Raw genomic sequence first — 11,730 nt, 5'->3', positions numbered from 1 at the left:
GGGGGGCGGGGACGCGGCGTCCGGACGGGAGAGGTCACTGCCAGCGGCCGATCTCGACGTTCTCCAGGACGCCCAGCGCGTCCGGTACCAGCACGGCGGCCGAGTAGTAGGCCGTGACCAGGTACTTGATGATGGCCTGTTCGTTGATGCCCATGAACCGCACGGACAGGCTCGGCTCGATCTCGTCGGGGATGCCGGACTGGCGCAGGCCGATCACGCCCTGGTCCTGCTCGCCGAGACGCATGGCGATGATCGAGCTGGTCCGGGCCTCGGTGACCGGGATCTTGTTGCACGGGTAGATCGGGACCCCGCGCCAGGTGGGGATCCGGTTGCCGCCGACGTCGATCGTCTCCGGGACGAGGCCTCGCCTGTTCAGCTCGCGGCCGAACGCGGCGATCGCGCGCGGGTGGGCGAGGAAGAGCTTGGTGCCGCGGCGCCTGCTGAGCAGCTCGTCCATGTCGTCCGGGCTGGGGACCCCGTCGTGCGGCTGGATCCGCTGGTCGTACTCGCAGTTGTGGAGGAGCCCGAAGTCCCGGTTGTTGACCAGTTCGTGCTCCTGGCGCTCCTTCAGCGCCTCGACCGTGAGCCGCAACTGCTGCTCGGTCTGGTTCATCGGCTGGTTGTACAGGTCGGCGACGCGCGTGTGGATGCGCAGCACGGTCTGGGCGATGCTCAGTTCGTACTCGCGGGGCCGGGCGTCGTAGTCGACGAACGTGTGCGGGATGTCCGGCTCGCCGGCGTGGCCGGCGGCGAGGTCGACGGCCTTCTCGCCGTACTTGTTGGTGCGCTGCTGGGGGATCGTGCGCTGCTGGTGGAGGTGCTCGCGCAGGGAGTCCGCGCGTTCCGCGACCTGCTCGAAGTCCGCGCGGGAAAGGATCAGCACCGTGCTGGCGGTGTGGGCGCGCGCGGTGTACTCCCAGATGGATTCGCCGTCGAGCAGCGCCTGGTCGCCGAAATAGGCGCCGTCGGCCAGGACCCCGAGGATCTGGTCGTCGCCGTAGGGGCCGGTGCCGATCTTCTCGACCCTGCCGTGCGCCAGCAGGTAGACCTCGTCGGTCTGGCTTCCGAAGGAGGCGATGACCTCGCCCGCGGCGTACTCCCGCTGGCGGCAGCGGGAGGCCAGCTCCGAGAGCACCTCCTCGTCGCCGTACGAGCGCAGTACGGGCAGTTCGCCCAGCTCGGCGGGGATGACCTCGACGCGGTCGCCGGTCTTGACGAACGTGATACGGCCGTCTCCGACCGCGTACGTCAGCCGCCGGTTCACCCGGTACGTGCCGCCCTGCACATCCACCCAAGGCAGCGTCCGCAGCAGCCAGCGGGAGCTGATCTCCTGCATCTGCGGCACGGACTTGGTCGTGGTGGCCAGGTTCCGCGCGGCCGCGGTGCCGAGACTCTGCTGCGGCTTGACCTGCGTGGTGCGGACCTCTTCGCCTACCGACATAGAGAAATGCCCTCCCGATCATGCACGGGCGCCGAAATGCGCCGATGCATTTGTTTCGGGGCCAACCTTTCCATTGCTCAGAGTGCTCGTGCTATTACACGAAAGAGCGGGAATGGATCAACGGCCGACTGGGCACAGCGCGTTTTTCGCGCACCGAACGGTGTTCGACAATGGGCGGGTGACCGACCCCGCCGCCCTGCGCCCCCGGCTGCCCTCCCCCCTGCACGAGGTGTCCGACGACCGGTTCGCCCGGCACGGCGTACGGCTGCTGCTGAAGCGGGACGATCTGATCCACCCGGAGCTGGTCGGCAACAAGTGGCGCAAGCTCGCGCCGAACCTGGAGGCGGCGGCGGGCCGGACGGTCGTCACCTTCGGCGGCGCCTACTCCAACCACCTGCGGGCCACGGCCGCCGCCGGCCGGCTGCTGGGCCTGCCCACCGTCGGCGTCGTACGCGGCGACGAGCTCGCGGACCGGCCGCTGAACCCCTCCCTCGCCCGCTGCGCGGCCGACGGCATGCGGCTGCACTTCGTCGACCGCTCGTCCTACCGCCGCAAGACCGACCCCGAGACCCTCGCCGCCGTCCTGCGCGCGGCCGGCGCCGAGGACGCGTACGTCGTCCCCGAGGGCGGCAGCAACGCGGCGGCGGTCCGTGGCTGCCGGGCGCTGGGCGAGGAGCTCACGGGCCACGCCGACGTCGTCGCCGTCGCGTGCGGCACGGGCGGCACCCTCGCGGGTCTGGCCGCCGGCCTCGCCCCCGGCACGCGCGCCCTGGGCGTGCCGGTCCTCAGGGGCGGCTTCCTCGGCGACGAGGTCCGGGCGTTGCAGACGGCGGCCTTCGGCGGTCCCCGGGGCGACTGGCGCCTGGACGACCGCTTCCACTTCGGCGGCTACGCCCGCACCGGCCCCGCCCTCGACGCCTTCGCCGAGGACTTCGGCAGCCGCCACGGCCTGCCGGTCGAACGTCTCTATGTCGCCAAGTTGCTCTACGGACTTGTCGTCCTTGCTGAGGAGGGCTCCTTCGCGCGGGGCACCCGGCTCGCGGCCGTGGTGACGGGCGCGCCGTTCGACGGCTGACCGTCGCGGCCGGCGCGCCTACTCCGCCTCCCGGTGGGCCGCCGCCTCCTCCAGGTCCAGTCGGCGCAGCAGCGCGCGGAGCATCTCGTCGTCGATGTAGCGGCCGTCGCGGAGGCGGACGAAGACCTCGCGTTCGGCGCTGATCATCTCGCGGGCCAGCCGGCGGTAGGTGTCGTCGACGGTCTCGCCGGTGACCGCGTTGACCTGGCCGAGGCGTTCCCATACGGCGTTCCGGCGGCGTTCCAGGACGGTGCGCAGGCGGTCGGCGAGGGGCTGCGGCAGGGCGTTGCGCTCGTCGGCGAGGAGGGCGTCCAGGCGCTCCTCGGCGATCCGGGAGGCCTGCGCCTGGGCGTTGGCCTCGGCGAGCGTCGCGGCCTGCGGGTCGCGGACGGGGAACTTCAGCAGCCGGATCAGCGGGGGCAGGGTCAGGCCCTGCACGACCAGGGTGCCGATGACCGTGGTGAAGGTCAGGAAGAGGATGAGGTCGCGGTACGGGAAGGGCTCCTCGCCGTGGTCGACGGTGAGCGGGATGGAGAAGGCGATGGCGAGCGACACCACGCCCCGCATGCCGGCCCAGGCGATGACGATCGGGCCGCGCCAGGTCGGGTTCTCCTCGCGCGCGCGGATGCGCGCCGACAGCAGCCGCGGCAGGAAGGTCGCCGGATACACCCACAGGAAGCGGCACGCGACGACCACCAGGAAAAGGGCGACCGCGTACCAGGCGGCGTCCATGCCCTCGTAGGCGCGGAGGCCCCTCAGGACGACCGGCAGTTGCAGGCCGATCAGGGCGAAGACCGCCGACTCCAGGATGAAGGCGACCATCTTCCACACGGCCTCCTCCTGGAGGCGGGTGGCGAAGTCGACCTCCCACGCGCGGTGGCCGAGGTAGAGGGCGACGACGACCACGGCGATGACCCCGGAGGCGTGGAACTGCTCGGCGGCCGCGTAGGCGACGAACGGGATGAGGAGGGACAGGGTGTTCTGCAGGAGCGGTTCCTTCAGGCGGGTGCGCAGCCAGTGCAGCGGGGCCATCAGGATCAGGCCGACGGCGGTGCCGCCGACCGCCGCCACCAGGAACTCCTCGATGCCGCCGGCCCAGGACACGCCCTCGCCGACGACGACGGCCAGGGCCACCTTGTAGGCGGTGATCGCGGTGGCGTCGTTCAGCAGGGACTCGCCCTGGAGGATGGTGGTGATCCTGGAGGGCAGGCCCAGCCGGCGCGCCACCGCCGTGGCCGCGACCGCGTCCGGCGGCGCCACCACCGCGCCCAGCACCAGCGCCGCGGTCAGCGGCAGCCCTGGCACGAGCAGGTGGGCGGCCCAGCCGACGACGACCGTCGCGAAGAGCACGTACCCGACCGACAGCAGCGCCACGGGCCGCGCCTGCGCGCGCAGGTCGAGGTAGGAGCTGTCGGTCGCCGAGGTGTGGAGCAGCGGCGGCAGCAGGAGGGGGAGGACGATCTCGGGGTCGAGGGCGTAGTCGGGCACCCCCGGGACGTACGACACGGCCAGGCCGGCGCCGACCAGGAGCAGCGGGGCGGGCACCGGGGTGCGCCGGGCCGCCGCGGCGATCGCCGTACTGCCCGCCACCAGCAACAGCAGTGGCATCACGTCCATGTCCCGCCCACCCTCGTTTTTCCGCGCGGGCGTCCGCACGCCCGTCGTAATCTGGCAATCATGAAACAGTGCACGCACGCCGACGCGCTGCCGCACCCCGATCCGGTTCCGCTCAGCGAGACCTGTACGGAGTGCCTGCGGGACGGCACCCACCCGGTGCAGTTGCGGTTGTGTCTGACGTGCGGCCACGTGGGCTGCTGCGACTCCTCGCCGGGCCGCCACGCCACGGGGCACCACAAGGACTCCGGCCATCCGGTCATGCGGACCTTCGAACCCGGCGAGGACTGGCGCTGGTGTTTCGTCGACCACGTCCTCGTCTGAGGGGCGCCCGGGACGGTCCGGCCGTCCGGCGGGTACGGTTCGAGCATCAGACGCCTGGGTACGTCAACCCGGCGCACCCTCTTCCCTTTTGGGTCCGCAGACCCCCTAGACACGGAGCGTGTTCACAGCTTTACTGTGAGTGACGCCAGGGGGTTGGGGTCCCGGGACAGGACACTTGAGGGCGCGGTAGCGTCACCGCTGCACCACACACGCGTTACCCCGGGGGGCGACCCTCGGCCCCCGAAGACTTGTACCACCTTGGAGGTGAGGGTGTCCCAGATCGCAGGCGAGCCCGCGACCCAGGACTTCGTGGAAGTCCGGCTGCCGGCTGCGGGTGCCTACCTGTCGGTGCTGCGGACGGCCACGGCCGGCCTCGCGGCCCGTTTGGACTTCACCCTGGACGAGATCGAGGACCTGCGCATCGCGGTGGACGAGGCATGCGCGATCCTGCTCCAGCAGGCCGTGCCCGGCTCGGTGCTCAGCTGCGTCTTCCGCCTGGTCGACGACTCGCTGGAGGTCACCGTCTCGGCGCCGACCACCGACGGCCACGCGCCCTCGCGCGACACCTTCGCCTGGACCGTGCTGTCCGCCCTGGCCGGCAAGGTCTCCTCCGCCGTGGACGAGGACAAAACCGTTTCGATCAGCCTCTACAAACAGCGCGGCGCGGGACCCGGGCCGGCGTGAGGAACGGGGACGGTCCGGTGCGGGACGAAGAGCGCGGCACACGGGAGCTGCCGGCCGAGAGCGCCGGGAATCCGGTCTCGCCGGGCGGTTCCCGACGCATGACGGACGGTGTCGACGGCATTCCCGAGCAGGCCCGGCCGCACCCGGAGGACGACGTGTCCTCCGCGCCGGCCGGCTCCCCGGACAGTGCCGTTCAGGGCTCACCTCGGGAGAGGCGGATCGGGGCGACCCCCGGCCGGGCGGAGGCGAGGGCTCGACAGAGTGCGACGGGCGGGACGATGAGCGAGCACGAGCGAGACGACGACCAGGGCGTGCCGGGGACACGGCACGCGACCCAGGACCGCGCACCGCAGGTTCGCGTGCCTCAGGACCGCGTGCCTCAGGACCGCGCACCGCAGGACCGCAGCGGGGCGCGGGCGATGTTCCTGGAGCTGCGCTCCCTGAGGGAGGGCAGCCCGGAGTACGCGGAGCTGCGCAACCAGCTGGTCCGCATGCACCTGCCGCTCGTCGAGCACCTCGCGCGCCGCTTCCGCAACCGCGGTGAGCCGCTGGACGACCTCACGCAGGTCGCCACCATCGGGCTGATCAAGTCGGTCGACCGCTTCGACCCGGACCGCGGGGTGGAGTTCTCCACGTACGCGACCCCGACGGTCGTCGGCGAGATCAAGCGGCACTTCCGCGACAAGGGCTGGGCGGTGCGGGTGCCGCGCAGACTCCAGGAGCTGCGGCTCGCGCTGACCACGGCGACGGCCGAGCTGTCCCAGCTGCACGGCCGCTCCCCCACCGTCCACGAGCTCGCCGAGAAACTGGCGATCTCGGAGGAGGAGGTCCTGGAGGGCCTGGAGTCCGCCAACGCGTACTCCACGCTGTCCCTCGACGTCCCCGACACCGACGACGAGTCCCCGGCCGTGGCGGACACGCTGGGCGCGGAGGACGAGGCGCTGGAGGGCGTCGAGTACCGCGAGTCGCTCAAGCCGCTGCTGGAGGACCTTCCGCCCCGGGAGAAGCGGATCCTGCTGCTGCGCTTCTTCGGCAACATGACCCAGTCGCAGATCGCGCAGGAGGTCGGCATCTCCCAGATGCACGTCTCGCGCCTGCTGGCGCGGACGCTGGCGCAGCTGCGGGAGAAGCTGCTCGTGGAGGAGTAGGCCCGGGCCCTACTTCCGCTTCCGGGCGTTCTCCGGCTTCGGGCCGTCGCCCTTGTCCCGCGCGTTCTCCGGCTTCTCCGTGTGCTCCGGGATCCGCGCGTTACCGGGCCCCCGGATCCCGAGGGCCCGGGTCGTCTCGCCGTTGACGAGCAGCACCAGTGCCGCGACCGCCACGACCGCCAGCGCGATCCCGGCCGGGATCGCCATGCTGTCGGCCTGGAGCAGGTTGTAGGCGACGGGCAGCGCGATGATCTGCGTGATGACGGCCGGACCCCGGCTCCAGCCGCGACGGCCCAGCAGTCCGCGGGCGGCGAGCAGCGGCAGCAGCGCGAGCACCATCAGCGTCACCCCGCCGGTGACGGCCTGCTGCCGGTCGTCCGGATCCCCGGTGATCCCGAGGACGAGCACCCACACACCGCCGACGAGCAGCGCCAGCCCCTCCAGGGCGGTGAGCCCGGCGGCGTACGTCAGACGGCGCGGGCGGGGGCCTGCGGTTTCGGGGGCGGCGGGGGTCTGCTCACGGCTCACCCCTGAAGGGTAGCCCGCACGCGCGGGCACGCCCGCGGGTACCCGTGCGGGGCCGGGGCCCGTCCGTGTCGAGGCTCACGGCGGGCTCCCCCACCCGATCTCCGAACGGCCTGGGCCCGGGTACCACCCAGTAGGTACGCTGCCCTCCATGCGTGCACTTCTCGTGGTCAACCCGGCAGCAACCACTACGAGTGCACGGACGCGTGACGTCCTCATCCACGCGCTCGCGAGCGAGATGAAGCTCGAGGCGGTCACCACCGAGTACCGGGGGCACGCGCGCGATCTGGGCCGGCAGGCGGCGCAGAGCGAGGACATAGACATGGTCGTCGCCCTGGGCGGCGACGGCACGATCAACGAGGTGGTCAACGGCCTGCTGCACGACGGGCCCGACCCCGAGCGCCTGCCCGGTCTCGCCGTGGTCCCCGGTGGCTCCACCAACGTCTTCGCCCGCGCCCTCGGTCTGCCCAACGATCCCGTGGAGGCGACCGGCGCCCTGCTGGACGCGCTGCGCGAGGGCCGGGAGCGCACGGTCGGGCTGGGACTGACCTCGGGCACGCCCGGCACGGAGGACGAGGCGGTGCCGGCCCGCTGGTTCACCTTCAACGCCGGGCTCGGCTTCGACGCGGGTGTGGTGGGCCGGGTCGAGCAGCACCGCGAACGCGGCAGGAAATCCACACACGCTCTCTACGTCCGCCAAGCCGTGCGCCAGCTCCTGGGCGAACCGCAGCGCCGGCACGGCTCGATCACCCTGGAGCGTCCGGGCGCCGAGCCGGTGACCGATTTGGTGCTGTCCATCGTCTGCAACACGGCTCCGTGGACCTATCTGGGCAATCGCCCGGTGTACGCGTCACCTAAGGCCTCGTTCGATACCGGGCTCGACGTATTCGGTCTCAGTCGTCTGTCCACCGCCGCGGTTGTCCGGTATGGGACGCAGTTGCTCACTTCGTCCCCCCAGCGGGGTCCCTATGGCAAGCACGCCGTCTCCCTGCACGATCTGGACCAGTTCACCTTGCATTCGAAGGTGCCGCTCCCTCTCCAGATGGACGGTGACCACCTGGGGCTGCGTACCAGCGTGACGTTCACAGGCGTACGCCGTGCACTGCGTGTGATTGTGTGAGCAGAAAGGGCTGAAGTCCTTTCACTCGAACGTTTAGGCCAGGATCCACCCCATGGAAGTACGGCTGTGACCTAGTCGACACCGAGGAATCAAAAAAAACTTTCCGGAAGGGGTTGTATCCGCCGCTGAGGTTTGCGAGTCTCTACGTGGCGATCGGGACGGCCCGCAACACCAGCCTCCACTGATCACCGGAACCCCTCTTCAATCCACAGGACCACGCCAGGAAACCTGGCTGGTGGCCCTTCACTTGTTGAGGGATTCGTGAAAGCGTTCACATTCACAAGCAACTTGCACGTTTTACCAAGGAGAGGTAGCAGCCATGGACTGGCGTCACAACGCCGTTTGCCGCGAGGAAGACCCCGAGCTCTTCTTCCCCATCGGCAACACCGGTCCTGCGCTGCTGCAGATCGAGGAAGCCAAGGCCGTCTGCCGTCGCTGCCCCGTTATCGAGCAGTGTCTGCAGTGGGCGCTCGAGTCCGGTCAGGACTCCGGCGTCTGGGGTGGTCTCAGCGAGGACGAGCGCCGCGCGATGAAGCGCCGCGCCGCCCGCAACCGGGCCCGTCAGGCCTCCGCCTGACAACACCCGCCCCGCACACAGCCTGAGCTTGGCGGCGCGTACAGCGAGTACGCAACTCCCGCCCCCGAGCCGCAGCGCGCAGTACCCCCGATGCGCAGCAATCGCTGGCAACGAGCATTCGAGCCCCGGACCTGGAACGGTCCGGGGCTTCGTGCTGTGCACCCGGGGGCCGGCCTTGCTTCTGCACCTGGCCCCGCTTCTGCACCGGGCCTTGCTTCTGCACCCGGCCCCGCTTCTGCACCCGGCCCCGCTTCTGTACCCGGTCCTACTTCTGGGCCCGCACCGGGATGTCCAGGATGACCTGGGTGCCGCGCTCCGGCGCCGGGACCATGTCGAAGGTGCCGCCCAACTCCCCTTCGACCAGCGTCCGTACGATCTGGAGGCCGAGGTTGCCGGAGGTGTGCGGGTCGAAGCCGGCGGGCAGGCCGACGCCGTCGTCCTGGACGGTGACCAGCAGCCGGGCCTCCTTGGTGGAGCCGCCCCGGACGGCGGAGACCTCGACGGTGCCGGTGTCGCCCTCGCGGAACCCGTGCTCCAGCGCGTTCTGGAGGATCTCGGTGAGGACCATGGAGAGCGGGGTGGCGACCTCCGCGTCCAGGATGCCGAAGCGTCCGCTGCGGCGGCCGGTGACCTTGCCCGGGGAGATCTCCGCCACCATGGCGAGGACACGGTCGGCGATCTCGTCGAACTCCACCCGCTCGTCCAGGTTCTGGGACAGCGTCTCGTGGACGATGGCGATCGAGCCGACCCGGCGCACGGCCTCCTCCAGGGCCTCCCGGCCACGCTCGGACTCGATGCGCCGGGCCTGGAGGCGCAGCAGGGCCGCCACCGTCTGGAGGTTGTTCTTCACCCGGTGGTGGATCTCCCGGATGGTGGCGTCCTTGGTGATCAACTCCCGCTCGCGGCGTCGCAGTTCCGTGACGTCCCGGAGGAGGACCAGGGAGCCGATGCGAGCGCCCTTGGGCTTGAGCGGGATCGCACGGAACTGGATGACCCCGTCGTGGGCCTCGATCTCGAACTCGCGGGGCGCCCAGCCGCTGGCGACCTTGGCGAGCGCCTCGTCCACCGGGCCCCGGGTCGGGGCGAGTTCGGCGGTGATCTGGCCGAGGTGCTGCCCGACCAGGTCGGAGGCGAGGCCCATGCGGTGGTAGGCGGACAGCGCGTTCGGGGAGGCGTACTGGACGATGCCGTCCGCGTCGAGGCGGATCAGGCCGTCCCCGACCCGGGGGGCCGCGTCCATGTCCATCTGCTGGTCGGGGAAGGGGAAGGAGCCGGCCGCGATCATCTGCGCGAGGTCGGAGGCGCTCTGGAGGTAGGTCAGCTCCAGACGGCTCGGGGTGCGCACGGTGAGCAGGTTGGTGTTGCGGGCGATGACGCCGAGGACACGGCCGTCCCGCCGGACGGGGATGGACTCGACCCGGACGGGGACCTCCTCGCGCCACTCCGGGTCGCCCTCGCGCACGATCCGGCCCTCGTCGAGGGCGGCGTCCAGCAGGGGGCGGCGGCCGCGGGGCACGAGGTGACCGACCATGTCGTCCTGGTAGGAGGTGGGGCCGGTGTTGGGGCGCATCTGGGCGACGGAGACGTAGCGGGTGCCGTCGCGGGTGGGGACCCACAGGACCAGGTCGGCGAAGGAGAGGTCGGAGAGCAGCTGCCACTCCGAGACCAGCAGGTGGAGCCACTCGAGGTCGGAGTCGCCGAGTGCGGTGTGCTGGCGTACGAGTTCGTTCATGGAGGGCACGTCTGCGAGCGTACCCGTGCGCCGGACCCGGCCGAAAAACACCCGCGGGCCGCGGCGCCTGAGAGGGACCCTCAGCCCTCCCGGCACCGCAGCCCGGAGCAATCCCGGCCGTGGGGTGTGCGGTCCCGGTCGGCCGAAAGGTGAGGAGCCGGGGCAGTCAGGGCAGAGAGCTCCGGATCCTCCGTCCGCCCTCCTGTGCGGGGAAGGCGGAAGTGCGGTGGTGCTCCTTCGCACGACGTCCACTCGATTGTGGACTAGACCAGTTGCCTGTGTCCATGCGCCGGAGGTGATGCGCCGGAATCGGTCAGCGTACCCGCCGCCCGAATCGGGGGACTAGTCGGACGCCCTAGTATCCACACCGCAGCCTAGCCTGTGCGGGTTGCTCTGCGGGGCGGTTGGGCGGGGCAATTTCCGCGCACGCGTCGACTTCCTCCCGCTCGCGCCGTCGCGCCTCCGCCCGCGTGCGCCGGACGGTGCCGCGCACCCCGGCCGGCCGCCGTCGTACGCCGTGCCCGCGGGATCCCCCTCTGTTAAAATTGGTCTAAACCACTTAGCCTTACGGTCGCCCGTGTCGAGCCCTTTCCGGCTCCTCCTTCCAGCCCTTCAGCTCTCTTTCCAGAACGGCAGGCCCAGCGTGGAAGTTGTCATCGTTCCGGATGCCAGGTCGGGCGGCGAGCTCATCGCCGAGGCCATGGCCCACCTCCTGCGGCGCAAGCCCGACGCCCTGCTCGGCGTGGCCACCGGCTCCACCCCGCTGCCGGTCTACCGGGCGCTCGCGGCCAGGGTGCGCTCCGGTGCCGTGGACACCTCACGGGCGCGGATCGCCCAGCTCGACGAGTACGTGGGGCTGCCCGCCGACCATCCGGAGTCCTACCGCTCCGTGCTGCGGCGGGAGGTGCTGGAGCCGCTCGGCATCGGCATGGACGCGTTCCTCGGCCCCGACGGCACGGCCGAGGACGTCCCGGCGGCGTGCGCGGCGTACGACCGGACGCTGGCCGAGTCCGGCGGGGTCGATCTGCAACTGCTCGGCATCGGCACCGACGGACACATCGGGTTCAACGAGCCCTGCTCCTCGCTGGCCTCCCGGACGCGGATCAAGACGCTGACCGAGCAGACCCGCGTCGACAACGCCCGGTTCTTCGACGGGGACATCGAGCAGGTCCCGCACCACGTCATCACGCAGGGCATCGGCACCATCCTGGAGGCGCGGCACCTGGTGCTGCTCGCGACGGGCGAGGGCAAGGCGGACGCGGTCGCGGCGACCGTCGAGGGGCCGGTCGCCGCGGTCTGCCCGGCCTCCGCGCTCCAGCTGCACCCGCACGCCACGGTCGTCGTCGACGAGGCCGCCGCGGCCAAGCTGAAGCTCGCCGAGTACTTCCGGCACACGTACGCGAACAAGCCGGAGTGGCAGGGCATCTAGCACCTGCCCGCACACGTGGCACCTGCCCCGCGCGCCCGGCTCCTGCCCCGCGCGCAGCCGA

At 71.2% G+C, this 11,730-nt stretch carries 11 protein-coding genes; 7 read left to right on the top strand and 4 right to left on the bottom strand.

Annotated features, from left to right (window positions below; all coding sequences use genetic code 11):
• Positions 1–34: 34 nt before the first annotated feature.
• Complete coding sequence (locus ACFYWQ_RS08850; RefSeq protein WP_389514116.1) at positions 35–1,441, bottom strand: family 2B encapsulin nanocompartment shell protein; 1,407 nt, start codon at positions 1,439–1,441, stop codon at positions 35–37.
• Between the two features lie 178 nt (positions 1,442–1,619).
• On the opposite strand from ACFYWQ_RS08850, the gene ACFYWQ_RS08845 reads away from it, so the two are divergent.
• Positions 1,620–2,516 (top strand): 1-aminocyclopropane-1-carboxylate deaminase/D-cysteine desulfhydrase, encoded by an 897-nt coding sequence (locus ACFYWQ_RS08845; RefSeq protein ID WP_389514114.1) that lies wholly within the window; start codon positions 1,620–1,622, stop codon positions 2,514–2,516.
• An 18-nt stretch (positions 2,517–2,534) separates the two neighbouring features.
• Here the strand turns inward: ACFYWQ_RS08845 and ACFYWQ_RS08840 are convergent, their stop codons facing one another.
• Positions 2,535–4,133, bottom strand: coding sequence for a Na+/H+ antiporter (locus ACFYWQ_RS08840; RefSeq protein WP_389514112.1), 1,599 nt, complete (start codon positions 4,131–4,133; stop codon positions 2,535–2,537).
• A gap of 60 nt (positions 4,134–4,193) precedes the next feature.
• Between ACFYWQ_RS08840 and ACFYWQ_RS08835 the strand changes: the two genes are divergently transcribed.
• From ACFYWQ_RS08835 to ACFYWQ_RS08825, 3 genes are all read left to right on the top strand, one after another.
• On the top strand, positions 4,194–4,454 hold the full coding sequence (locus tag ACFYWQ_RS08835; RefSeq protein ID WP_389514110.1) for a UBP-type zinc finger domain-containing protein: 261 nt from the start codon (positions 4,194–4,196) through the stop codon (positions 4,452–4,454).
• Positions 4,455–4,724: 270 nt separating this feature from the next.
• On the top strand, positions 4,725–5,138 hold the full coding sequence (locus ACFYWQ_RS08830) for an anti-sigma regulatory factor (protein ID WP_004925829.1): 414 nt from the start codon (positions 4,725–4,727) through the stop codon (positions 5,136–5,138).
• Complete coding sequence (locus tag ACFYWQ_RS08825; RefSeq protein WP_389514109.1) at positions 5,135–6,286, top strand: RNA polymerase sigma factor SigF; 1,152 nt, start codon at positions 5,135–5,137, stop codon at positions 6,284–6,286. The genes ACFYWQ_RS08830 and ACFYWQ_RS08825 overlap by 4 nt, the downstream gene beginning before the upstream one ends.
• Positions 6,287–6,295: 9 nt before the next feature.
• Here ACFYWQ_RS08825 and ACFYWQ_RS08820 read toward each other — a convergent pair whose 3' ends face one another.
• Positions 6,296–6,814 (bottom strand): hypothetical protein, encoded by a 519-nt coding sequence (locus ACFYWQ_RS08820; protein ID WP_389514108.1) that lies wholly within the window; start codon positions 6,812–6,814, stop codon positions 6,296–6,298.
• A 148-nt stretch (positions 6,815–6,962) separates the two neighbouring features.
• Here ACFYWQ_RS08820 and ACFYWQ_RS08815 point away from each other — a divergent pair, with 148 nt between their 5' ends.
• Positions 6,963–7,931: a diacylglycerol/lipid kinase family protein gene (locus ACFYWQ_RS08815; RefSeq protein WP_389514106.1), complete on the top strand. Its 969-nt coding sequence runs from the start codon at positions 6,963–6,965 to the stop codon at positions 7,929–7,931.
• 319 nt (positions 7,932–8,250) lie between these two features.
• Positions 8,251–8,508, top strand: a complete 258-nt coding sequence (locus ACFYWQ_RS08810) for a WhiB family transcriptional regulator (RefSeq protein ID WP_003992873.1) — start codon at positions 8,251–8,253, stop codon at positions 8,506–8,508.
• A gap of 265 nt (positions 8,509–8,773) precedes the next feature.
• On the opposite strand, the gene ACFYWQ_RS08805 is transcribed toward ACFYWQ_RS08810, so the two are convergent.
• The gene (locus tag ACFYWQ_RS08805; RefSeq protein ID WP_389514105.1) at positions 8,774–10,249 is read right to left on the bottom strand and encodes a sensor histidine kinase; all 1,476 of its coding nucleotides are present in this window, start codon (positions 10,247–10,249) and stop codon (positions 8,774–8,776) included.
• 634 nt (positions 10,250–10,883) lie between these two features.
• On the opposite strand from ACFYWQ_RS08805, the gene nagB reads away from it, so the two are divergent.
• Positions 10,884–11,669 (top strand): glucosamine-6-phosphate deaminase, encoded by a 786-nt coding sequence (gene nagB, locus ACFYWQ_RS08800; RefSeq protein ID WP_389514103.1) that lies wholly within the window; start codon positions 10,884–10,886, stop codon positions 11,667–11,669.
• Positions 11,670–11,730: the final 61 nt, after the last annotated feature.

Source organism: Streptomyces sp. NPDC003247, assembly GCF_042888135.1.
Taxonomy (GTDB): domain Bacteria; phylum Actinomycetota; class Actinomycetes; order Streptomycetales; family Streptomycetaceae; genus Streptomyces.
The sequence above is the reverse complement of the archived record's forward strand: the minus strand, read 5'-3'. Positions and strand labels throughout refer to the sequence as shown.